Annotated in this window: 37 protein-coding genes; all 37 read right to left on the bottom strand. The window is 33.1% G+C overall.

Annotated elements, in window-relative coordinates:
* Positions 1–18 precede the first annotated feature (18 nt).
* Positions 19–276 carry a hypothetical protein gene (locus ACNMOQ_RS08715; protein WP_135032851.1) on the bottom strand — a complete coding sequence of 86 codons (258 nt, stop codon included), beginning with the start codon at positions 274–276 and terminating at the stop codon, positions 19–21.
* A gap of 110 nt (positions 277–386) precedes the next feature.
* Complete coding sequence (locus ACNMOQ_RS08720; protein ID WP_416349705.1) at positions 387–938, bottom strand: hypothetical protein; 552 nt, start codon at positions 936–938, stop codon at positions 387–389.
* Between the two features lie 74 nt (positions 939–1,012).
* The gene (locus tag ACNMOQ_RS08725) at positions 1,013–1,516 is read right to left on the bottom strand and encodes an Ig-like domain-containing protein (protein ID WP_416349706.1); all 504 of its coding nucleotides are present in this window, start codon (positions 1,514–1,516) and stop codon (positions 1,013–1,015) included.
* Positions 1,517–1,610: 94 nt separating this feature from the next.
* The gene (locus ACNMOQ_RS08730) at positions 1,611–2,213 is read right to left on the bottom strand and encodes a hypothetical protein (RefSeq protein WP_416349707.1); all 603 of its coding nucleotides are present in this window, start codon (positions 2,211–2,213) and stop codon (positions 1,611–1,613) included.
* A gap of 37 nt (positions 2,214–2,250) precedes the next feature.
* Positions 2,251–2,661 (bottom strand): hypothetical protein, encoded by a 411-nt coding sequence (locus ACNMOQ_RS08735; RefSeq protein WP_416349708.1) that lies wholly within the window; start codon positions 2,659–2,661, stop codon positions 2,251–2,253.
* Positions 2,662–3,147 (bottom strand): HK97 gp10 family phage protein, encoded by a 486-nt coding sequence (locus ACNMOQ_RS08740; RefSeq protein ID WP_416349709.1) that lies wholly within the window; start codon positions 3,145–3,147, stop codon positions 2,662–2,664. It lies immediately after the preceding gene.
* Entirely contained in the window at positions 3,148–3,486 is a 339-nt protein-coding gene (locus tag ACNMOQ_RS08745) for a hypothetical protein (protein WP_416349710.1), read from the bottom strand.
* On the bottom strand, positions 3,483–3,836 hold the full coding sequence (locus ACNMOQ_RS08750; protein WP_216683189.1) for a hypothetical protein: 354 nt from the start codon (positions 3,834–3,836) through the stop codon (positions 3,483–3,485). Before ACNMOQ_RS08750 ends, ACNMOQ_RS08745 begins: the two co-directional genes overlap by 4 nt.
* An 80-nt stretch (positions 3,837–3,916) precedes the next feature.
* On the bottom strand, positions 3,917–4,942 hold the full coding sequence (locus ACNMOQ_RS08755) for a major capsid protein (RefSeq protein ID WP_416349711.1): 1,026 nt from the start codon (positions 4,940–4,942) through the stop codon (positions 3,917–3,919).
* Between the two features lie 39 nt (positions 4,943–4,981).
* Positions 4,982–5,353: a hypothetical protein gene (locus ACNMOQ_RS08760; protein ID WP_135032833.1), complete on the bottom strand. Its 372-nt coding sequence runs from the start codon at positions 5,351–5,353 to the stop codon at positions 4,982–4,984.
* A 2-nt stretch (positions 5,354–5,355) separates the two neighbouring features.
* Positions 5,356–5,967, bottom strand: a complete 612-nt coding sequence (locus ACNMOQ_RS08765) for a phage scaffolding protein (protein WP_416349712.1) — start codon at positions 5,965–5,967, stop codon at positions 5,356–5,358.
* Between the two features lie 210 nt (positions 5,968–6,177).
* A complete protein-coding gene (locus tag ACNMOQ_RS08770; protein ID WP_239706197.1) occupies positions 6,178–7,227 on the bottom strand; it encodes a phage minor capsid protein in 1,050 nt (349 codons plus the stop codon).
* An 8-nt stretch (positions 7,228–7,235) separates the two neighbouring features.
* Complete coding sequence (locus ACNMOQ_RS08775; RefSeq protein WP_416349713.1) at positions 7,236–8,852, bottom strand: hypothetical protein; 1,617 nt, start codon at positions 8,850–8,852, stop codon at positions 7,236–7,238.
* An 11-nt stretch (positions 8,853–8,863) separates the two neighbouring features.
* Positions 8,864–10,144 (bottom strand): PBSX family phage terminase large subunit, encoded by a 1,281-nt coding sequence (locus ACNMOQ_RS08780; RefSeq protein WP_416349714.1) that lies wholly within the window; start codon positions 10,142–10,144, stop codon positions 8,864–8,866.
* Positions 10,141–10,572, bottom strand: coding sequence for a terminase small subunit (locus tag ACNMOQ_RS08785; protein ID WP_208143884.1), 432 nt, complete (start codon positions 10,570–10,572; stop codon positions 10,141–10,143). Before ACNMOQ_RS08785 ends, ACNMOQ_RS08780 begins: the two co-directional genes overlap by 4 nt.
* Before the next feature lie 133 nt (positions 10,573–10,705).
* Positions 10,706–10,891: a hypothetical protein gene (locus tag ACNMOQ_RS08790; protein ID WP_416349715.1), complete on the bottom strand. Its 186-nt coding sequence runs from the start codon at positions 10,889–10,891 to the stop codon at positions 10,706–10,708.
* A gap of 47 nt (positions 10,892–10,938) precedes the next feature.
* Complete coding sequence (locus ACNMOQ_RS08795; RefSeq protein ID WP_416349716.1) at positions 10,939–11,763, bottom strand: hypothetical protein; 825 nt, start codon at positions 11,761–11,763, stop codon at positions 10,939–10,941.
* A gap of 282 nt (positions 11,764–12,045) precedes the next feature.
* Entirely contained in the window at positions 12,046–12,483 is a 438-nt protein-coding gene (locus ACNMOQ_RS08800; RefSeq protein WP_416349717.1) for a hypothetical protein, read from the bottom strand.
* Between the two features lie 26 nt (positions 12,484–12,509).
* On the bottom strand, positions 12,510–13,004 hold the full coding sequence (locus tag ACNMOQ_RS08805) for a Holliday junction resolvase RecU (RefSeq protein ID WP_135032728.1): 495 nt from the start codon (positions 13,002–13,004) through the stop codon (positions 12,510–12,512).
* Positions 13,005–13,235: a hypothetical protein gene (locus tag ACNMOQ_RS08810; protein ID WP_416349718.1), complete on the bottom strand. Its 231-nt coding sequence runs from the start codon at positions 13,233–13,235 to the stop codon at positions 13,005–13,007.
* Positions 13,207–13,359, bottom strand: coding sequence for a hypothetical protein (locus ACNMOQ_RS08815; RefSeq protein WP_416349719.1), 153 nt, complete (start codon positions 13,357–13,359; stop codon positions 13,207–13,209). Before ACNMOQ_RS08815 ends, ACNMOQ_RS08810 begins: the two co-directional genes overlap by 29 nt.
* A gap of 150 nt (positions 13,360–13,509) precedes the next feature.
* Positions 13,510–13,671: a hypothetical protein gene (locus ACNMOQ_RS08820; protein WP_416349720.1), complete on the bottom strand. Its 162-nt coding sequence runs from the start codon at positions 13,669–13,671 to the stop codon at positions 13,510–13,512.
* A complete protein-coding gene (locus tag ACNMOQ_RS08825) occupies positions 13,668–13,841 on the bottom strand; it encodes a hypothetical protein (protein ID WP_016998694.1) in 174 nt (57 codons plus the stop codon). Before ACNMOQ_RS08825 ends, ACNMOQ_RS08820 begins: the two co-directional genes overlap by 4 nt.
* Before the next feature lie 173 nt (positions 13,842–14,014).
* On the bottom strand, positions 14,015–14,284 hold the full coding sequence (locus ACNMOQ_RS08830) for a hypothetical protein (protein ID WP_416349721.1): 270 nt from the start codon (positions 14,282–14,284) through the stop codon (positions 14,015–14,017).
* 72 nt (positions 14,285–14,356) lie between these two features.
* The gene (locus ACNMOQ_RS08835) at positions 14,357–14,659 is read right to left on the bottom strand and encodes a MazG-like family protein (protein ID WP_416350400.1); all 303 of its coding nucleotides are present in this window, start codon (positions 14,657–14,659) and stop codon (positions 14,357–14,359) included.
* Positions 14,660–14,792: 133 nt separating this feature from the next.
* Positions 14,793–15,077: a hypothetical protein gene (locus ACNMOQ_RS08840; RefSeq protein WP_416349722.1), complete on the bottom strand. Its 285-nt coding sequence runs from the start codon at positions 15,075–15,077 to the stop codon at positions 14,793–14,795.
* Between the two features lie 2 nt (positions 15,078–15,079).
* Positions 15,080–15,307, bottom strand: a complete 228-nt coding sequence (locus ACNMOQ_RS08845) for a hypothetical protein (protein WP_416349723.1) — start codon at positions 15,305–15,307, stop codon at positions 15,080–15,082.
* Positions 15,308–15,688 (bottom strand): hypothetical protein, encoded by a 381-nt coding sequence (locus tag ACNMOQ_RS08850; protein WP_416349724.1) that lies wholly within the window; start codon positions 15,686–15,688, stop codon positions 15,308–15,310.
* Between the two features lie 11 nt (positions 15,689–15,699).
* Entirely contained in the window at positions 15,700–15,924 is a 225-nt protein-coding gene (locus ACNMOQ_RS08855; protein ID WP_416349725.1) for a hypothetical protein, read from the bottom strand.
* The gene (locus tag ACNMOQ_RS08860; protein ID WP_416349726.1) at positions 15,925–16,386 is read right to left on the bottom strand and encodes a DUF3310 domain-containing protein; all 462 of its coding nucleotides are present in this window, start codon (positions 16,384–16,386) and stop codon (positions 15,925–15,927) included.
* 11 nt (positions 16,387–16,397) lie between these two features.
* Positions 16,398–16,619, bottom strand: a complete 222-nt coding sequence (locus ACNMOQ_RS08865; protein WP_416349727.1) for a hypothetical protein — start codon at positions 16,617–16,619, stop codon at positions 16,398–16,400.
* Between the two features lie 2 nt (positions 16,620–16,621).
* Positions 16,622–16,918, bottom strand: a complete 297-nt coding sequence (locus ACNMOQ_RS08870) for a hypothetical protein (RefSeq protein ID WP_416349728.1) — start codon at positions 16,916–16,918, stop codon at positions 16,622–16,624.
* A gap of 137 nt (positions 16,919–17,055) precedes the next feature.
* Positions 17,056–17,217: a hypothetical protein gene (locus ACNMOQ_RS08875; RefSeq protein WP_416349729.1), complete on the bottom strand. Its 162-nt coding sequence runs from the start codon at positions 17,215–17,217 to the stop codon at positions 17,056–17,058.
* 39 nt (positions 17,218–17,256) lie between these two features.
* Positions 17,257–17,751 (bottom strand): single-stranded DNA-binding protein, encoded by a 495-nt coding sequence (gene ssb / locus ACNMOQ_RS08880; protein WP_416349730.1) that lies wholly within the window; start codon positions 17,749–17,751, stop codon positions 17,257–17,259.
* Positions 17,748–17,930: a hypothetical protein gene (locus ACNMOQ_RS08885; protein ID WP_239706178.1), complete on the bottom strand. Its 183-nt coding sequence runs from the start codon at positions 17,928–17,930 to the stop codon at positions 17,748–17,750. The genes ssb and ACNMOQ_RS08885 overlap by 4 nt, the downstream gene beginning before the upstream one ends.
* Positions 17,927–18,721, bottom strand: a complete 795-nt coding sequence (locus tag ACNMOQ_RS08890; protein WP_416349731.1) for an ATP-binding protein — start codon at positions 18,719–18,721, stop codon at positions 17,927–17,929. Before ACNMOQ_RS08890 ends, ACNMOQ_RS08885 begins: the two co-directional genes overlap by 4 nt.
* A 9-nt stretch (positions 18,722–18,730) precedes the next feature.
* Positions 18,731–19,498: a DnaD domain protein gene (locus ACNMOQ_RS08895; protein WP_416349732.1), complete on the bottom strand. Its 768-nt coding sequence runs from the start codon at positions 19,496–19,498 to the stop codon at positions 18,731–18,733.
* Between the last annotated feature and the right edge of the window lie 4 nt (positions 19,499–19,502).

Here is a 19,502-nt window from a genome sequence, read left to right on the forward strand (position 1 = left end):
TTTTATTTATTTTTTAATTTACATATTTTGTTCAGCACGTTTTTTAGCTTCTATTGCTTCAATTTTCTTTTGAACTCTTTCATTCCATTGATATTTCTTAGCTGGTTTAGAAGACTGTTTTGATTTCTTATTCGGTTTAATTTCTTTTAAGAAATTCTTAACATTTTTCATATCTTCTTTTGATTGAGGATTACTATTTAACATTGCGATAAAGTTCATGTAGTAATCTGTTTGTTCTTTCTCTGCTAGACGTTCTTCATTATCAAAATGCGTCATTAAATGAGCCAACAACTCATTGAAAGGCGTGTTTAAAACTTCTTCACGCCCACCGAGTTCTTTACTTAATTTAAATATGACGGCTTCTTCAATCTGTACATCAGTGCGATTTACTTGTTCGTCTCTTCCTTTTTCGGGAATATCGCTTTGATTACCGTTGAATAAGCGTCTTTGGACTTTTTTAAACGTTCAATTAATTTAGGAATATCATTAACTTCTACAACTGCATCTACAACATCTAGGAATGTATAAATGTTTTGTTCTCCTAACTTTTCATAATGTATACCTGAAGCAATTGAAATTAAGTTTTGTAATGATTCTGGAGCGTTTTCTAAAATTAGTTCAAAAGAACCTGATACATCTATAAAGAATTGAGCGCCTACTTGCTTAAATGCTTCAGATTCATTAGTTTGATAATAGTTATCTAATCCTTTTTCTAATGCTTCTTGATGTAGTCGTTTGTTTTCTTCTACAATTTCATTACGCTTTTTAAAGAAACTATCTAAAGCATTTTTAAGATGATCGTTTGTATTAACATCTTTAACTAATTTATTAATTTCTTTAGCTACACCTTTAATTTGTTTTAATCCCATTTCTTTAATTTCTTGTGTTTCTGTAACTTGTTTATTACCTTCATATGTTTTGATTTCAACTTGTGCCATTTGTCATTTCTCCTTTGATATATAAATTAAAAAACAAATAAAAAAGGCAGTGCTTTGACTGCCTTACTCATTCTTTATTCTTCTGTACCTGGTTCTTCTGGTTCCGGTTCAGGCTCTGGTTCTTCAACTGCGTTAACTGTTACCGTTGCAGTATCTGATTTATTACCGTCCTGTGTTGTAACCGTAATAGTTGCGTCACCTTCTGCAACACCAGTTACTGTACCGTTGCTTGATACTGTAGCTACTGCTTCATCAGAACTTTTATATGATACTGATTTATTTGTAGCAGTTGATGGTGCAACCGTACTATTTAATTTAGTTGTAGCGTCTACATCAACGCTTGCAGTTTTAGGTGCAATTGTTACGCCTGTAACTGCGATAGATTTTGTTTTGAAAGCTTGTATATCGACTTTCTCACTCTCACCGTTCTCATTTTCAAACGATGCTTGATAAGTTCCTTTTGGATAATCGGTATTAGCGTCTAAGCCATCAATTGTGACTTTTGCTTTACCATCTTCTCCACGTTCACCAGAACCTACTACATCATCGCCTTTGTATACTTTTAAAGTATCAGCCATTCTACAACCTCCTTAGTGATTATTTAAAAGCCCCTATTCAGCAGTAATAGATGCCGTATTAATATCAGCATCCACTACTACATTTTGGGGAGTATTAGGGTGTTTCTGGTTCTTCTTCAGCACCTTCTCCTAATTTGTCTGGGTCTTCACCAATATAGAAATAGTTATTTGGTTTATTAGCATCGGCACAATCTTTAGGGAACATCGTAAATTCCATTTCGTAATTACCTTGTTCATTAGCGAATGCTTTAGTCATTCCACTTGCGTTAGCGATTTTGTGAATGAAGATATCTTCCGACTTATCATCACCCATTTGTCGTGGGTGAATAGTTAATGTTCTAGCACCTGCACGTAATGAGGCACCTATTGGAGCATCAGTCACTGATACAACCTTTCCATCACGGTCGAATGAAACAGTACCACTCAACGTTTTACTAATTACATCTAAAGTAGATTTAGCTGCTACTAAAGTGGCTGTACCATTCCAACCAACAACAACTTGGTCATAGTTAGTATCACCAAAGTCAGCCATAGTAATGTCTGTTAATTCTGGTTCTAAAGTTAGTTCTCCACCTTCTGCTTGTAGTAATGAACCATCTTCACATAATTTACCGTCAAATCTAATTTCAGTATCTAAGCCTTCATCAAAAATGAAATCTCCCATACCAAATTCATAACTAATTTTTTCTTCTGGCATTATAATTCCTCCTTAAAATTGGGTATTAAAAAAGCACTCATTCGCAATAAGGCAAAATAAGTGCTAAAAAGTTTATTGTATAAATCATATTGTCATTGCTTACGCCAACTCTAATTGGTGGCGATTCTGCATAAATGTATTGAACAAAATGTTTGTCTGTTCTTAGTAACTCTCCATCTTCATAGACAGGTACTTTCATTACTTTATTCGTTATACCATGTATAGCTTTATAGCTATCAAATGCTCGATTAGTAGCTTTATCGAAACTTTCACTTCTGATTTCTACTTGATAATTCATCAAATGTGATTTCATATCACTTCTATCTGGAGGATAACCACCATCGTAATAGACAACACCAGTTTCTGAAGGTTTAGTACGATAATCTACTGTCCACTCTAAGTCAGGTAATTTATCATCTAATATATTTTTAATAGCGCGTTGGATCATCTAACTACCTCCTTCAAGTAATCGTTCTAGCGCTCTTTCCATTGCTTTTTCAAAATGTTGGTCAGTTAAAATAACGGCACGCTGTAGAAATTTACGACCTGGCTGATATCCTTTTACACTTGGTTTTTGACGGGTTCCTGTTCCTCGTCCTCTTATATAATAGTTTGGATATTTCACACCACGTTCATATTTATCTCCAACCGGTCTAACATTATTTAGTTCGTGAACATAGGTTGCATATTCCATATTCGTTCCAACATAAACAACGAATGACCTACCTTCTACTCTTGCTTGTGTAGAATGAATGCTATCTTCTAGTTCGCCACTATCACGTGGGGCTAATGCTTTAGCATAATCTTCACAAGTTAAACCAATTTTATCCATTTCATCTAGCAATATAAGGCTAAAACGTTTATTCATTGTCCTAAACTCATTTTGTAATTCTCGAAGTCCATCCCATTCAATATTGAACTTAAAATCTGCCATCTACATATAGCCTTTAACAAAGTGTGCTTTTCCCGATATATCTTGCCCATATTCAAGCTTTTTAACTTGTCCTAATACTTTTGTATTCTTAGGTGTTATATGCTCAATACGGGCATTTAAATCGATATTAGAAGTGGTATCAGAAAAAGGGATATAAACTTGTGTAACGGACGTGTATTCTTCACTATCAGCATTATAGATATTTTGAATACTATATCTAACGTGTGCTTTGGTTAATACCTTTTCAGTTACTGGTTTACCGTAATCATCTTTCGTCTGATTGCCATTCATATCGACCATTGGCACAATGACATTGACCTTATCTTTATAAATAATCATATTAATCTACCTATATGACCTACAGATTTAGTTTGTAATTGTTGATTAATCAGGAATAATACATAAGGATCAAGTAGATTGTCAGACATCGTTACGCTAGCATCATTTATTTTTTGTGTCTCAACACCTTGTCTTTTTAACATAGCGTAACCATTTGATTCTCCTTCGAGTTTGTACAAAAGTTGTTTAACAATCATTCGTTCAGTGATGTCTATCATTGGATATAACGAATTGATATCCTCGTAAGCGTCAAAGATATACTTATCAAGTAAGTTTTCTGCTATGTCATCTATCAACTCATTAGGTGGCATTTCATCGATATATTTTCTTACCTTTTCAATGTTAAGCATTTTATCACCTCAATTGCCCCTATTCTGCCGAGATAACAACAGATTTAGCATTAGCTGTTACCTCAACCTTTTGGGGTGGTTTAGGGCGTTTCGTCTGCTTCTTCGTTTGCAGTCAAAATAGAAATACCTTTTAAGTCTTGTAATACTGGCATTGCTACTTCTCCAACGATTGTTTTCTCTCCAACTGGGTCTTGAGAGACAACACTTACAACATATAAACCAATAGCAAAATTATTATCTGCAGCAGGTCCAACTAATGTTTTACCTAGTTTGTCAGCATGCATAACAACTTTGTCATCTTCTAATAATTGTTTAGTGATATCTCCTTCAATACCATCAATCGTTACTTGTCCATCCTCAATATCTAGTGTGGGCAGTTTCAATTCACTAAACATTTCAAGTAAATCTGAATCTTTTACTAAACTACGTCCAGTATCTTTACCATAGATTTCAAATACAACGTTTGGATTGCGTTTAATCTTAGATAACGTTTTTGAAGTCATAACCATATAAGCAGGTGCTTTTTGACGGTTATTGTCTTTATATGTTTCCACTTGTTCTTGTAATACTTCTAATGGATTTACATCTTCACGAGAGAAATCTCCAGCTGAAATTTTATTGTTATCATCTAAATCTAAATCGAATTTGATTCTAACGTTCGTTTTTGGATCTTCATAATCGAACTCTCCACGATAAACCATTCCAGCACGGATAAGTTCTTTTGTTTCTTCAACACCTTCTTTTAAATCGCCGACACTAATTAAAACATCACGAATTAAAGCATCTACTTCTGATGTTGAACGTGGATTTAAATACTTATACATTTCTTCTTCTGTGTAATTATAAGCATGAGCAATTTTAGTTAGCTTAGCCATTGCTTGTTTAATTGAACCTTTATCTCTTAAAGGTGTACCTGAATCAAATCCAATGATAGATGCTGCTTTAATTCCCGTCTTCTCGATAATGTCATAAACAACATTGATATCGAATGTCTGTTCAGTTGGGAATACACTTTCTAAACGTCTTGTACGTTGTGGCTCAACATTTTCTACAAACGATTGTAATGTAGCTTGTTGTAAATCTGAATGATCTGTAATATTTGGCATTTATTATTCCTCCTTAATTTTGCATAAAAATAGGACGTCTTACACGTCGAATGTAATGCGTCCTTGTGTAGCTTTTTTGAAATTGTCTGTAACACCTGTTAATAGTTCCTCGTACACAGATGCTTTACGTAAAGCTGGTACTGATTCATTAACTTCAACATCATCAATCGTTACTGAACGTGATGTTAAAACTGCTGCTGACATTGTTTCTGGTGTAGATTCTTCTACTAACTCATAGAAACCTGAATCAGTGTTTTTAAATACTGCAGTTCCACCTTTAACCTCTTGTCCTTTTGATAATTTAGAAGCGTCTAACGTAATGTTACCAACCGTCCATTCAAGATTTTTAGCATCTCTTAAGAAACTTGGAAACTCTAAATCTTCTGATACTACTTTAGGTTTTAAATTCATTATTATTCCTCCTTATTTTTTCCATAGATTGATTCAGCAAGTTCTTTACCACGTTTGCTATAATCAACTTTTTGCTTACCGTTGCCTTGTTGTCCACCAGATTTGTATTCGGGATTGCCTGACTTCTCTTCTTTCTCTTCTGGGTTGCTTTCACTTCCAGCAGGGTTGCTAGATTGATTAAATAGATAAGCTTTTGAACTACGTAACTCTTGCATAACATCATTAAAGTTAGTAATCTCTCCAGTTTCTTCATCACGATTGAATTTATCTTTATCGATAAATAAGAATACATCGTCTGGGTCATGAGCGTCTTTAGATACTTCTTTTAAGATTTGTTTATCTAAATCATTTGTTGCTACTTTAACTTTGTAGTCTTTGATTTCTTCTTGAAGTTGGTTATTCTTCTCTTCAAGCGAATTGTAATCATTGGCTTTCTTTTCAAGTGCTGTAACTTGTTTAGATAAACTTTCTTTGTCGTTCTCTAATTCTTTAACTTTGTTATTTGTTTCATCAATTTGTGATTGTTTATCACTTACTGATTTACCGTGTTCAGCCATTACTTTATCTATTTGTTCATCTGATAGTCCTAAGGCTTTCAATGTTTCTCTGTTCATATTCATTCTCTCCTTACGTTTTGTTAACGATGTTCGACACCGAATGGATTTGCACAATATCGCTTGTACTTGCGACATCGTCTTTTAATGACTTACGAAACAGGTCAAACGGAATACCACCGTCATGAGATATTTGTGGATCACTTCCTTATGGGTAAATGAACGCATAAAAATAACCGGCAATCTCACGACTGTCGGTTTAATTTACTTCTAACCTTTCATTTCTTGTCTAGCAACTCTTAATTTCTTTTTCATCTTCACATAACCAGTACTGTTAGCACGTTTCATTCTTCGATAAGCGCCTAATGTTTTAGGTGCGTCATCTCCTAGTATTGCTTTGATACTGTTATAGTCCTTCATTTCTTGTCTTGCCTTACGTTTAAGTTGTTGATCACGTTCGTAACTTTCTCTTTGCTTTTTAGTTCGTGGGTCAAGATTAGGATTAAAGTCTTTACCTTTAGCAACGTACTTATTGATTTCATCTTGTGACTTATGTTCAATAACAAAAGGTCTAACTGAACACTTACAGTTAGGATGTACTGGAATGATATCTCTCACGTCTAATTGTGGGAATCTATCATCCTTACCAGTTAATGAAAATACTCTGTCACGATATTTAGCACACTCACTACATGTATTTAAATCGCCAACAACATGTACTAAATCATTGCCAGTAGCTAAGTAGTGATTAACATGAGCGTGTGTTCTAGCAGTGCTTAATTTCGTTCTAACAACTGTTTCTGTGTAGAAATCTAAAGGCAATAGCTTGTTGTCTATTGTCCTAAATGACTTCATACCTCCATTAACAAAAGAATCAGATACCCTTTGAATTATCTTTCTACGATTTTGACCGTATAAGATGCCTCTAGAAATATCTGATTGAACTTCTTTTAATGTTTCATTGATTGCAGTAATTGTTGTGAGATAGGCTTGTCTGAATGCTGCTTCTAAGTCCATCATTGTATCGCTTGTGATGTTTGCTAAGGCGCTGAGATGAACTTGTGAATTGAGTTCGTTTGATAAGGAAACGCCTTGTTGTTGTAATTGATTGGTTGCTAACTTCAATTCTCTTTCGTAAATCTTAGCAAGTTCAGGTTCAACAAACTCTATTACGTCTGTTCCAAACTGATTGATTAAATCTTCAATGTTTCTGAACATGATTTGTTTTTCTTTATCACTTGTAAGGTCGACATTTTGTATAAGCTTTAATATTTCATTCTGTAGGAATTCAACTGTAGGCTTTATTTGTTCTAGTTTCATTCAATCACCTACTCCAATTCTTTAAGTTCTTCTTCAACTGGATCTATTTCTTCTTCTTCGTCTTTGTTGTCATTGAAGTTTAACCCTGTCATATTACCTCTGAACAATGACATGCTATCTTGTGATGTTCTTTCTCCTTCAATCTTTTCAACTTCTTCCATAATCCATTCTTCAGATTTATCTGGATTATTATTACGAACTGTTTGTTCAAGTGATTGCGTACCTGCAGCATAACTTTGATTATTGATTGTTGTCGTTTCTTTTGAAGTAACTGGCATCATATCTTTTTGAACGATGATTGGTTTCTCAATAATGATGTCTGGATTATCTTGGTTAAGTAACCACATACAGTTCTCAACGCCTTGTTGAATGAACTCTACATACTCATCTCTCATTTGTTCAGATTTCATAATAGATAAGAATAAGTCGTAAAACTTAGCAGTACCAGATTGTGCTTGTGCGCCTTCTGATGTAAAGAAGTCGATTGCTTTCTCACTCGTCTGTGTTTCCATTAACATCATTTTGATAATGTCTTTCACGTAAGAAATGTCGCCAATTTTAGCAATATCAATCTGATGTATTTGTAATGACTGTCCATCTTCATCAATTGTTGTGACTTCTAAATCTCGATGGTCGAACTTATTATCTACACCATATCTTTCTTGGGATACTTGGATTAATCTATCCATGACTTCTTTTGATACAGATATTCTAGGCTTACCATTACGTTCAAATACTTGTGCTGTTCTGGTCATTGTCCAGTTAACTTCATCTTGTTTACCTTCTTGACCCATTAGTGTGCTTCTACCGTACTGATTCATGAACGTTGGATTGAAAGGTAGGTAAACAAATAACGTTCGCTTACGACCTTTTAAAATGTATTGACGTTGGTCTCTTTCAAGCTTTGTTATATCGAATATGATTTCTTCATCATCAACAAGGTGCAAGTCTCCGTTGTCATCCATCTTATAAACTGTATGACTACCTGTTAATTCGTCTGTGCCTTCTACTTCTTCATGAACATGGACATACTTTTCTTCTTCACGTTCAACAATATATCTTAGTTGATATGTCTTACCATCTTCTAATTCGTAATACACATTACGTTCTTTAAACGATAGCTTTACTTGTCCATTCACAAGTTCAGGTACTGCAACAATGCCACCGTCTATTTGCCATTGCTTTATATTCATACCATGATGTTTGTTAAAGTTTGAATTGACTTCGATTTGTTCAAGTGTTTCTTGTTGTAGGTCAAAGAGTTCACTGTTGAATGTATCATCATTCGTTCCCTCGATATGCTGTTCGTCAGTTTCGAAGTCTTCATCATCTTCAATCTCATTAATAGGGTAATTGGTTTGTAACTTACCCATTGATCTAGTAATGAACAATGTTGGTATATCAACAATCATCTTACAAATGTTAACCACGATATATGGTGTCTGAACGTTCTGTGCTTTTACTTCTCCATACTCAATACGGTCAACTATCTCTCCATTAGCTATTAAGTTCTTCGCTCTATCAAATAACTTTGAATGGAAACCATCATACAAATCTCTATATAAAAACATATCGCCATGTGTATTTAATATATCTTCTTGTGAAAATGTTTTTAACTCTGTCATTGTCTACCTCCTTACCACATTGTTGTTGATGAAATCATAGCCTTAGGTTTCTTCTTCATGTCTTCACTAAAGGCATATCTAGTAGCATCAATCGTATGGTTATCTTTATCTTCTAATCTTGGTTTAGGGTTACCGTCTTTATCAGTTTCATAATCTATGTTCTCGAATTCTTTTGCTATGTTAGGTGTTCTATTTGGATCTATAATAATTGCGTCTAAATCATCAAGCCATTGCTCTCCGTATTCAACGCTGTCTGGACCTTTCTTAACACCTTTAATACGTTTGATATCATGTTCATTCTTTAGTTCATCAATACTCTTAGGCTCTGCGCTATCAGCAAAGATTGTATCTGACTGATATTTTTTACGAGTTAACCATTTAGCCAACTCACGGTTAGATATCTTTTGCCCATAGTATTCATCAACTGCGTAAATGACATTTTTCTTTTTATCATAATGCCATCTAACAAACGCCAATGGATCTGTAGCATAACCAAAGTCAACTGCGTTACGAATGTTATCGAATGAGTTGTACAAGTCATCGGGTATTGTTTCAATTTGTAAATTATCAAATGGTACAACACCACTACCTATTGCTTCTCCTAAGTACTCCCATCTATATCTCATTTCACTTTTCATCTTAGTTGCCTCTGCTTCTTCTACAAACTGTTTTGAAATGTGTTGGTTATCTTTGTATGTACTGTGATGTACAAAAGTATTGTCTGGTTGAATAGATGATTCATACTTTTTATTAACCCACGATTGTTTTCTTTTTGGTGGGTTGTAACTATAAAAGAATTTATAAAAAAGACCATCGTCCAACTCTCCACGTAATAGTGAGTTAGTGATGGTCTTTACTTCATCTTCTGTTTTAAACTCTGCTAATTCTTCAATCCAACCAATAGCGAATGGAAAGTTAGCATCTTTCAATGATTTAATTCTTTCTGGGTCTTTAGCACCTCTAAAAGCAATATAATTCCCTCTAGGTATATAAGTAATTCTCATAGGCGATTTAGTTACTTTAAATAAATGTGAAACACCTTGATGACTAATAGCCCACTTCAACTGCTCATATATCGATAATTCAATCGTGTTATCTACTTTACGTATACAAACAGCGTTAACTGGGTATCTCATAATCAGTTGAACAATAATAATTGCTAGATCAGTTGATTTACCACTACCACGTCCACCTTTTTCAACAATGTGTAATATATTTGGGTCTTTAGCTGCTTTCCATGACTTGTGAAATTCCACAGGTAATAGTTCTGATAGTTTCTTTATGTTTGTCATTCTATATCATCTACAAACGTAACTGCGCCACTATGTTCTACTTCTTGCTTTTCAGTCCACATAGCGTAACGTTTACCTAATAATTCAGCAGCCTTAGTTCTAGCAACTATATCAGCACGCTTCTCATGTCTTTCTACTTCACTCATAAAGTCACCGGTAGGAACAAGCATTAATTCCTCGTCTTGTTCTTTACCTCTCATGACTGACGTTAAATACTGTAGTATCTCATCTTGTTCAGCAATGCTTTCTTTTCTCAATTCCTCTAGTCTTGCATCAATATAAGATTTTATCCCAACATTTCCCAACATCTTACTGCCATTCTTATTTGCATAGTTATGACTATAGCCAGCACTAATAGCCGACTGATATATGTTACCTGTTCTAATATACTCATCTGCAAACAACTGTTGTTTTCTTGTAAGTTTCATTTCATCTACCACCAACTCTCACGTTACTAAACTTTAATTTATTTTAATTCCTCAACTTTAAATACTTTCATAATTACCAAATGCAAATGTGCTTGTATATAAAAAATAGAGTTAATCACATATTTAAAACTCATCATGTAATCAACTCTATTTCTATATCGTAATCTTTATCGCCTTTAACAATTGGATCATAATCAATTAATACTTTACTTGCGTTAGCATCGTTCTTTAATCTCTTAATCATCGCAATTAAGTGACAATCATTATTTACTTTTCTAATACCTTTTAAAGCACCTGCTACTACCACCATTACTTTCATATGTTCAACTCCTAATAAAAAACACCCACGTTAGTGAGTGTTGGATATCATTTATTCTTTTTCGTGCGATTCCATTCTTTCTTAAGATATTGGCTAACATAATCAATTATTTCTTTAGATTGCATCTTTAACGTTTTAAATGAAATGTCATCTTTATTTTCTTCATCGGCTTTTAGTATATATTCACTTAATTCACTATTTATATAATTGGCTTTTGAATTTTTATTTGCTTTGATATAAATATTACGTAAGATAAGATTAATTATATTATTAATCTTATCTTTAATAATTCGATGTTCATCAACCTTTTTAATTAAAGTATGCTTTTTAGGTTTATCAGGTAGATATAACTCTATTAGCATATGTTTTTGTTCAAATTCTAAATACTTTTTCCAAAATATTGATTGAAATTTTTTATCATCTATAACAAGTTGATCGATTTTTTTGTTATACATAGCGTTAACATCAGCATAATTTTCATCTTTATCTTTTATGACATCATCTATAGTTTCAAATAGAGTCTCTTCTTTATCCAAAGGTATATCTCGTTTAATAATATATTCATCCTTATATATTATTGATTCTTCTAATTTGTTTATTTTTTCTTTTGTATTATGAATTTTCTGAGACAAGAGGATTAAATTATCTAGCATAACAAAATACTCTGAAAATACTGCTCTTATATCTTGTATCCATTCAACCCTAGACTTTGATATCACATCTGCTTTAATTTTCTTTTTATTAACCACCAATTCCAAAAACAGCTTAAGTAATGTAGTAATTAATAACCCAAATAAAGCAATTATAGCAGTAGATAATGGTATTACCTCTACATTATTCTTTAAATATTCAATATTAAATAAATCCTCCATTAGTCCTTCCCCTTATCCAACATAATAATTTAACACAACTTAATTATACGAAATCCACCTAACATTTGCTAGATGGATTTAATTAATATATAGGATTATAGAAAGGATATGGACAATAGCCGTAAGGCTGTGTAGAGCGCCGAGCAAACTTAACCAGTTTGTCTGATTGAATGTTCAACGCTCCGTCCTACCTCCCAGTTTAGGGTAAACCTTATATTATAGGCAACTATCGTAAATAATGATTAAAACGGTTATTTTGGTAACTTTGGTAACTTCGGTAAATCAAGAATGTTTTACTATATCTTCAGCTATTTTGTCATATATTTTATACTGTTGTGTTTTACTTATTCCTGTCATCTCATAAATCTTTTTTAACGACTTACCGTCCATTCTCATTTCTAATACAAGTTCTTCTGTGTCGTCCTTTATGAATTGTTTTGCCATTTGTACTGGATATAGCTTTCTTTCTAGTTTAAGAAAAAATTTATCCCTTTTTTGTCTACGATCTATCTCATATAAAAAAGGTGTAGTATCAGTTCCGTTACCCTTTGGCAAACTAGCTTCAATACCATACTTAGATGTGTTAGGTCCTCCTACAGATTCTTGGTATTCATTATTATATAAAATCAATGTATTAGCGTTATTATAATAGTTATGAATTAGTTCCAGTGCTTTTTCTTTCGTTTCTACTTTATAAATATTATTAGTCGAATAAGTCATGTGTTCAATTCCTCCGATTAGTTTAATTATTTGATGTGGTCAACATCGTGTAAATAGTCGTAAATTACGCCATTACCACTCCTAACTAATTCGGCATGTTCTTCAAACCATTCATATGGTATGCTTTTTCGTTCATTTTGTTTCTTGAAATCAATGAATTGGTCGATATCTAATTTAAAACAACTGTCATTGAATCTGAATAATACAAGTAAGAATGCGTCAGCACCCATTTTCTTAGTATCGGTCAAATACTTAACTTGATGATCACTCACATTTTTAAAAGGTAAATTCTTTAGTTTCACTTCTTTCGTGTCAAAGGCTATGTATCTACCTTTGTTATCGCAACCTACAAAATCAACGGTACTCTTTTCTTGATAGCGTGCTTTACCTGTTCTGGTGTTATAACTAATAGGCGTTGCTACTTTATCAATGATTGCTATACCTTTGTGCTTATAAACCCTGTTTACGTTGCCTATAACTGTTTCAAACCATTTACCACGATTAGCCTGTTTTCTATTCAATTAATCGCCCCATTCAATAAAGTGTCTGTTTTTAAATCCTTCCGATAACAAATGTCCAGTCTCTGTTATGTGCTTAAATATACGGGTGTTGTCTAACTTTACATGTGTTGGATATATAACATAAACTTTACCAGCTGTTTCTCTGTCGGTATCTATAATACACATATGGAATAACTCTTTTATTTCTTTAGCTTCCACCATCTCACTCTCCTTTTTTATTGTTCTTTTCATGTTCTTCTATTTTTTCGACTAACATTTCAGCTAACAAAAGTTCGTTTCTATCAATCAAGTCTTTGTTAACTTTAATCAACCACATACATGTTATTGCTAATAGTATTGTTAATATAATCCACATGTTATTCACTCCTTTATCGCTGTAATAACTAATCCTACAAATACTGCTCCAAATATAATTAATGGTATAATCATGTCGTATCACGCCTTTTTGTCGCTATTACTACAGTGAGATAGATAATAATTACCGTTTGCAACGTCATATATAAAATCATAATATCCTCCCCAATCCACTGAAGAATGCTTCTGCTTCTTTATATTTATCCGATTCATAATCTATTGGTGCATCAACTTCATCTTGTACACAAGCACGTTTGTAATACATGTAAATTCCGATTGCTGCTATTAATAACGGTGTTATAAATAATTTCATTGATCTTCCTCCCAATATTTAATAAGCATAATTGTATTAGGTATATATTCATCATTTTTAACAACTCTATATCCAACAACTTTAAATAGATTTATTTTATTTACCTCCATAAAATCATTAATAATTTCTCTATCTTTGCCCCATATTCTGAATTCTTTTAACTTCCACATTTTATTTCCCCCTCTGTAAAAACATCATTACAATGATTAATTAATTCACTATAATTATAGACATAATTTGTAAAATAATTAAATCCCTTTCATCCCTTAATTTTACTTATATTTCCTATTATTCATCAATACTTATCGATTTAATTTTCTGAAATTATTTCGCATCTTTTTAATTAAAAATGTTCGTTTAACTCTGATTCTACTTTCTCTTTAATTCCATCAAACTTCTCTCTTTCTAATTGCCTTGTTTCTAAATTACTTTTTCTACGTTCCTCAAATGCTTTCTTATGCGCTTTCTTTAGTTCTCTATGTTCTTTAGCTATCACAAATAAGTTTGCTATACCAACTATGCCAAGAATTAAAATTGGCAATAGATAACTTAAAAGCATAAGTACTACAAATATAGCTACGCCCCATAATATGATATTTAATGGTTCATTCATTACGTTCACTCCCTATTCAAAATATCCCGTACTCTTTCTAAAATGTCTGGGTAGCTTTCGCCACCCTTATCCTTACAAGTCACTTTCTTTAATGAATCGTCCATCTTCTGTTGTTACTCCCGTTCTTCCTTTAATTTCATCGTAAGCAGTGTTTAGACATTCGTGTAAGTCCATTCCATTCTGTTGTGCAAGAATGATAAGTGTTACAACTACATCGCCTATACCGTCCCTTAATAAGTCTTTGTCGTTTCTGCATAAAGCACTTGCTACCTCGCCTAATTCTTCTGCACTCTTAGCAAATTGACTAAAGCTGTTACCTTGATCTAAACCTTTATCTTCACTCCATTGTTCAACTGATTTAATTAGTTCATTCATTGTTTTCTCCTTTAATTTTTCGTTCATCTTTATTCTGCGTATTGATTTTTTAACAAGTAATTGAGGTATGCCGACTTCCTCTGATATTTCTTCTACACTCACACCGTTTTTATATAATTCATAACATCTAGCATTAATGTGTTGGATTAATCCTTTTGGTTGTGTCATTTATATGTCCTCCATGTAATTCTTCGTATTTTTCAATAATATTACTTGCGTCATACCACCATTCTTCTTCATTTGGGTAATATCCATATTCTTTATAGAAGTCCTTATCAACGTTTCTAATTTCATCAAACGCTTTTGCTTTAGCGTAGACTTCTTTGAGTTCTTGTTTATGGTCGCTTAAATCTATGAGATGCCTATCTTCTATGCCTCCTAACATACCGATAATTCCTCTCTCATACTCATACTCCATAGTCACTCACGCTCCCTTATCCCTAATTCTTTTAGTCTATCTCTGAAATCCATATACTCTGGTTTACCTGGACAAGCTTCTACTTTTCTGTGAATGAACTTTGAGAAGTCATTGAGTAAATCTCTTTGTGCTTTCACATCTTTTATAAGAGAGTCACGTTGTTGCTTAAACTGCTCACGTTCTTGTTCCAACTTTTCAATTGACTCTCGTGTGTGTTTGATTGTTACCATCTAATCCACCAACCTTCCGTTTTTCCAAATTAACGTCATTGTTAAGTCATCATTCACAATATAGAATGCTAATGATTTATTTGTTTTAGCTTGATTAACCGTGCTATTTATATATAGCCCCGTTCCACCTAACAGTCCTTTATCACTTAACTCAATCATCTTATGAATTTTTGTATCTTCCGTAATCTCTTCCTCGACTTCTACTGTGAAAGTTTCCTCAGGATAAAAGTCTCCACTAGAAAATGTAATTAACCCATAAGGTTCTAACTTAACAACACCATTCATATTTGACGTTACTTTATAAACACTCTTTTTACTTTTCCACAACCACTCAATCAACTCTGGTAAGTTCATCTCTACTTTTCGTTTTATTGTCGGCATATTGTTTCCTCCTAAAATTCAAATATACTCATCTGCCCATCAGCTACTGGCTCGTCATCATGTTCAACCACATAATCATTGTGCGTAAAACCATGAAATACAATTATCTTGTCGTTCTCATCTGCTATACGGAATATATCGACTGTATCTTTGCCAACCGACCATTCTGTAATGTAACCTACGTTGTTCACACCTACTTGGTATGTGTCGTCTTTGTCAGATATTTTAGTTATCATTCAATTACTCCACTTCTGATAAGCACGCTCAATGTACCAACGAGCTTTTTCGATATCTTCTTTGCCATTCTTATGTGGTGCTCTACTTAAATATTTAATAGCGTTCGCAATGTGTACTGCCACAACTGGGTTATAATGTTCTGATACTTGGTCGATGAAATCTATAATCTCAATCTCACCATAGTTATAATGGTCTGGATGGTTGACTGGGTCTGTTGTGTGTTGAACAACTGGCTCTTCCGTATCTTCTTCATCTTCTGCTAGGACGTAGTAGTCCCACCTATTTAATCCGACTTCCCCTGTGTTTGGTTTGAATACAGAACAACATTCAAATCTTCCGTCACTACAATTACTTAAGATAAAAGGGTGTCCATCATTATAATCTTTTAAAGTCGCATAAAAATCTACTTCATTAGTATTCAACCTCGTCACATGCACTCTATCGCCTGCTTTGAATTTCATTACGATTCCTCCTATATATCAAAAATAGATAATTGTTTTTTAGTTAATTTTTCAGTATGTTCAATTTTGTAATTCTTATTGATATAATCTTTAAAAGCTAATAACTTTCCGTTTTCATCAGCTATTCTGTATATATCAACGACATCGACATTTACTCGCCATTCTGTGATATTGCCGACACCGTCTCGACCGACTTCATAGCAAGATTTATCGTCATACACTTTCGTAATCATACTTACCAACTCCCACAACAATCTTTAAATAACTTTTGAGCATAATCTCCAAATTCAGTTACTTGAGGATACTTGTCTAACCATGGTTTTGGTTTAGAATAATCTTTTTTATGTTTTCTAGGTTTAAAACGTTCGTCTGCATACACATCTTTGTTTCTTGTATGATTTCTTATTGGATATGATCTAGCTTTATTAGCTGACCACCCATACCTTAAGCGTTGGTAAAAAGTACTTAAACTAATACCATTCTCTTCAGCGATTTCAATATCATCTTTTGTATAGTCATATTTTTTAATCATCTTTCACACACTCCATTTGGTCGTTTAATTTATTTAAATTCTTTCGATTTGATACGAGTCTATGTTTTTCAACTGACATCGTTACTCTCAATTCATTTTCAGTAGTTAATCCGACGTATAGTATAAAACCGTATACGTCATTTTTTTCTCATAAACCACTGCAATGAGTCTGTGTCACTGACGTAGTGGCCAGATTGTTTAATACTCTTTAAAAACGTCTTAAATTGGTCAATTAATGGACGTTTCAATTTATAGTTTTGTTTAACTGCTTCGGATAATTTAAATATCGTGGCTGTCATTTCTCCACCTCGTATCGAATAAAGGATATGTTCTAAAATCTAATCAAATGGATAACCTTCATCTGCTAAATCATTACCATTCGCAAATGGATTATTCTGTTGGTCGTAATTTGCTTTATTTTGCCCTTTTTGAACGCTTTGTCCGTTTTGAGTGTTGTTGTTCGTATTTTGATAAGTTTGTCTATTTTGATATGAATTTGAACCATTTTGACTATCTTTAGGCTCTAAGAACTGAACGTTGTCACATACCACCTCTGTTACATATACTTTTTGTCCTTCTTTGTTTTCATAACTTCTTGTTTGAATACGTCCAACTACGCCTGCTAACTTTCCTTTTGATAAATATTGATTTACATTTACTGCTTGCTTTTTAAATACGATACAGTTAATAAAATCAGCTTCACGTTCTCCATTTTGATTTGTGAAGTTGCGATTGATTGCTAATGTGAAGTTGCCTACTTCAACCCCACTAGGTGTAGTTCTTAGTTCTGGATCTTTCGTTAATCTTCCAACAAGCGTTACAGAATTGATCATATTGTTATTTCCTCCAATGGTTTATTTATTGTTATTGCCGGTGTTGTTTCTCTTTTGTGTATTTGTCTTTGTAATTCTTTTCTAATTAAGTCTTGGTCAAAGTTACACATAATCATGAATTTACGAGCGTATACTTCACTGCAATTTAATCTTTCAATTAGTTTTTGTATTGTTATCATGTTAGATTCCTAAATCCCTTCATTCGATGGTCATTGCCTTCTAATGTTATGCCTGTGGTATTTGACATTAATCTACTAAACAATCGTTGCTGGTCTTTTGTTTTAGTTAGTTCTTTAATAGATAAATTAGTAGTTATAATGTTATGTTTGCCAACTCTACTTTCAGCAATCTGAAATAGTTTTGACATGCCATAATCAGTAACGTTCATTCCAAAGTCATCAAACACCATTAAATCGACCTGACCTATCGCTTTTTCTAATTCTGTCTCTGTATATTCATTGTCTTTATCAAAGGTAGATCTAAACATCGAAATGAGTTCAGTTAAATTGATGAAGAGTACTGAATATTTTTTGCTTTTCACTTCTTTTAAGATAGACATTGCTAAATGTGATTTTCCTAATCCGAATGAACCCTGTAGTAAAAGCGATTGTTTGTTTTCTGTATTAAACGAATTAGCGTATCTTTCACATGTGACTTTCGCTTTTTCTTGATTTTCGTTTTCAGGTATATAAGTTTCAAATGTTGCATGTTTTGTTTCTTCGTTTTCACTTGAAAAACTAAATATCTTATTAATTTCAATTTGTTTCTGACGTTGTTTAAAATTGTTTGTCATTTGTTTAGCGTGTTCTATCATCTCGCAATCACAACCTAGCCTATATGTGTAACCACTTTTAAATTGATATTCTTCATAGTGCCTGCCACATTTCTCACAAGTTGCTTCCTCAATTAATTTAGGTTGCGTCTTTTGTTCCAATTTATTAGCTATTTTTAGATTGAATAAATCATTCATTTAATCACCTCAATTATTAAAAAATTGGAGATAAGGATTATCTTCATCTGCTATTTCTTCTTGTTTACTACGTTTTTTGTTTCTTGCTGATATATCTTCTACCGTTTTAACTCCATCGTTGTTCCATGATTTCAGTATTGAATTAACATAGTTCCAAGTTGATACATTATTGTTTAACGCTTCTTTCATAGCTTCAATAACTATTTCATTGCCATACTCTTTGAAATCATCTATCCAAGCGCTGATTTGTTCTGCAATATAAGGTTTAAGAACTCCAAAACCATTAGCTTGATAGAAGTCGAATGGCGACTGCTGCTTACTACTACTGTTATTCTTCTCACTGTTATTTGTAATATTGTTACTTGTAAAACTGTTACTTGTAAAACTGTTACTTGTAGTAGTAAGGTTTTCGAGCGCTCTATTTTTCATCGCTCTATTTTCGAGCGCTTCACTTTCGACCGCTCTATTTTGAAGTGGTCGAGGTTCATGATTTAATGTGTATAAATTTTTTCCATACAAGTTATTACTCTTTACACGTTCAATATTTAAATAGCCATTATCCTCTAATTGTTTTCTATACTTTCTGAACCTGTTTTTGCTTATATCTAATTCATGACATATAAGTTCAACGCTAGGAAAAGCACTTTGATCTGAACCAGCATATGAAGATAAATAAGCATATAAAGCTTTTGCTTCAATATTTAACTTCGTATCTTTCATAACCCTCTTGAATACAAGCCCATAGCCAGTTATGGATGTTTTAATTTGTTCTGTCATAGTT

The organism is Mammaliicoccus lentus, assembly GCF_947036595.1.
Lineage (GTDB): Bacteria > Bacillota > Bacilli > Staphylococcales > Staphylococcaceae > Mammaliicoccus > Mammaliicoccus lentus.

What these genes read in the sequence shown, in the direction of transcription:
- ACNMOQ_RS08870 (WP_416349728.1), bottom strand. Translation starts at nt 16,918, where the DNA reads ATGATTAAAAAATATGACTATACAAAAGATGATATTGAAATCGCTGAA.
- ACNMOQ_RS08860 (WP_416349726.1), bottom strand. Translation starts at nt 16,386, where the DNA reads ATGAAATTCAAAGCAGGCGATAGAGTGCATGTGACGAGGTTGAATACT.
- ACNMOQ_RS08770 (WP_239706197.1), bottom strand. Translation starts at nt 7,227, where the DNA reads ATGAAACTAGAACAAATAAAGCCTACAGTTGAATTCCTACAGAATGAA.
- ACNMOQ_RS08765 (WP_416349712.1), bottom strand. Translation starts at nt 5,967, where the DNA reads ATGAACAGAGAAACATTGAAAGCCTTAGGACTATCAGATGAACAAATA.
- ACNMOQ_RS08875 (WP_416349729.1), bottom strand. Translation starts at nt 17,217, where the DNA reads ATGACAGCCACGATATTTAAATTATCCGAAGCAGTTAAACAAAACTAT.
- ACNMOQ_RS08855 (WP_416349725.1), bottom strand. Translation starts at nt 15,924, where the DNA reads ATGATAACTAAAATATCTGACAAAGACGACACATACCAAGTAGGTGTG.
- ACNMOQ_RS08890 (WP_416349731.1), bottom strand. Translation starts at nt 18,721, where the DNA reads ATGAATGATTTATTCAATCTAAAAATAGCTAATAAATTGGAACAAAAG.
- ACNMOQ_RS08755 (WP_416349711.1), bottom strand. Translation starts at nt 4,942, where the DNA reads ATGCCAAATATTACAGATCATTCAGATTTACAACAAGCTACATTACAA.
- ACNMOQ_RS08800 (WP_416349717.1), bottom strand. Translation starts at nt 12,483, where the DNA reads ATGACTTATTCGACTAATAATATTTATAAAGTAGAAACGAAAGAAAAA.
- ssb (WP_416349730.1), bottom strand. Translation starts at nt 17,751, where the DNA reads ATGATCAATTCTGTAACGCTTGTTGGAAGATTAACGAAAGATCCAGAA.
- ACNMOQ_RS08780 (WP_416349714.1), bottom strand. Translation starts at nt 10,144, where the DNA reads ATGACAAACATAAAGAAACTATCAGAACTATTACCTGTGGAATTTCAC.
- ACNMOQ_RS08795 (WP_416349716.1), bottom strand. Translation starts at nt 11,763, where the DNA reads ATGGAGGATTTATTTAATATTGAATATTTAAAGAATAATGTAGAGGTA.
- ACNMOQ_RS08775 (WP_416349713.1), bottom strand. Translation starts at nt 8,852, where the DNA reads ATGACAGAGTTAAAAACATTTTCACAAGAAGATATATTAAATACACAT.
- ACNMOQ_RS08725 (WP_416349706.1), bottom strand. Translation starts at nt 1,516, where the DNA reads ATGGCTGATACTTTAAAAGTATACAAAGGCGATGATGTAGTAGGTTCT.
- ACNMOQ_RS08845 (WP_416349723.1), bottom strand. Translation starts at nt 15,307, where the DNA reads ATGGTAACAATCAAACACACACGAGAGTCAATTGAAAAGTTGGAACAA.
- ACNMOQ_RS08715 (WP_135032851.1), bottom strand. Translation starts at nt 276, where the DNA reads ATGACGCATTTTGATAATGAAGAACGTCTAGCAGAGAAAGAACAAACA.
- ACNMOQ_RS08745 (WP_416349710.1), bottom strand. Translation starts at nt 3,486, where the DNA reads ATGATTATTTATAAAGATAAGGTCAATGTCATTGTGCCAATGGTCGAT.
- ACNMOQ_RS08885 (WP_239706178.1), bottom strand. Translation starts at nt 17,930, where the DNA reads ATGATAACAATACAAAAACTAATTGAAAGATTAAATTGCAGTGAAGTA.
- ACNMOQ_RS08760 (WP_135032833.1), bottom strand. Translation starts at nt 5,353, where the DNA reads ATGAATTTAAAACCTAAAGTAGTATCAGAAGATTTAGAGTTTCCAAGT.
- ACNMOQ_RS08815 (WP_416349719.1), bottom strand. Translation starts at nt 13,359, where the DNA reads ATGTGGATTATATTAACAATACTATTAGCAATAACATGTATGTGGTTG.
- ACNMOQ_RS08835 (WP_416350400.1), bottom strand. Translation starts at nt 14,659, where the DNA reads ATGAATGAACTAATTAAATCAGTTGAACAATGGAGTGAAGATAAAGGT.
- ACNMOQ_RS08735 (WP_416349708.1), bottom strand. Translation starts at nt 2,661, where the DNA reads ATGATCCAACGCGCTATTAAAAATATATTAGATGATAAATTACCTGAC.
- ACNMOQ_RS08820 (WP_416349720.1), bottom strand. Translation starts at nt 13,671, where the DNA reads ATGAAATTATTTATAACACCGTTATTAATAGCAGCAATCGGAATTTAC.
- ACNMOQ_RS08720 (WP_416349705.1), bottom strand. Translation starts at nt 938, where the DNA reads ATGGCACAAGTTGAAATCAAAACATATGAAGGTAATAAACAAGTTACA.
- ACNMOQ_RS08825 (WP_016998694.1), bottom strand. Translation starts at nt 13,841, where the DNA reads ATGTGGAAGTTAAAAGAATTCAGAATATGGGGCAAAGATAGAGAAATT.
- ACNMOQ_RS08740 (WP_416349709.1), bottom strand. Translation starts at nt 3,147, where the DNA reads ATGGCAGATTTTAAGTTCAATATTGAATGGGATGGACTTCGAGAATTA.
- ACNMOQ_RS08750 (WP_216683189.1), bottom strand. Translation starts at nt 3,836, where the DNA reads ATGCTTAACATTGAAAAGGTAAGAAAATATATCGATGAAATGCCACCT.
- ACNMOQ_RS08785 (WP_208143884.1), bottom strand. Translation starts at nt 10,572, where the DNA reads ATGAAACTTACAAGAAAACAACAGTTGTTTGCAGATGAGTATATTAGA.
- ACNMOQ_RS08895 (WP_416349732.1), bottom strand. Translation starts at nt 19,498, where the DNA reads ATGACAGAACAAATTAAAACATCCATAACTGGCTATGGGCTTGTATTC.
- ACNMOQ_RS08830 (WP_416349721.1), bottom strand. Translation starts at nt 14,284, where the DNA reads ATGAATGAACCATTAAATATCATATTATGGGGCGTAGCTATATTTGTA.
- ACNMOQ_RS08840 (WP_416349722.1), bottom strand. Translation starts at nt 15,077, where the DNA reads ATGGAGTATGAGTATGAGAGAGGAATTATCGGTATGTTAGGAGGCATA.
- ACNMOQ_RS08850 (WP_416349724.1), bottom strand. Translation starts at nt 15,688, where the DNA reads ATGCCGACAATAAAACGAAAAGTAGAGATGAACTTACCAGAGTTGATT.
- ACNMOQ_RS08810 (WP_416349718.1), bottom strand. Translation starts at nt 13,235, where the DNA reads ATGAAAAGAACAATAAAAAAGGAGAGTGAGATGGTGGAAGCTAAAGAA.
- ACNMOQ_RS08865 (WP_416349727.1), bottom strand. Translation starts at nt 16,619, where the DNA reads ATGATTACGAAAGTGTATGACGATAAATCTTGCTATGAAGTCGGTCGA.
- ACNMOQ_RS08790 (WP_416349715.1), bottom strand. Translation starts at nt 10,891, where the DNA reads ATGAAAGTAATGGTGGTAGTAGCAGGTGCTTTAAAAGGTATTAGAAAA.
- ACNMOQ_RS08730 (WP_416349707.1), bottom strand. Translation starts at nt 2,213, where the DNA reads ATGCCAGAAGAAAAAATTAGTTATGAATTTGGTATGGGAGATTTCATT.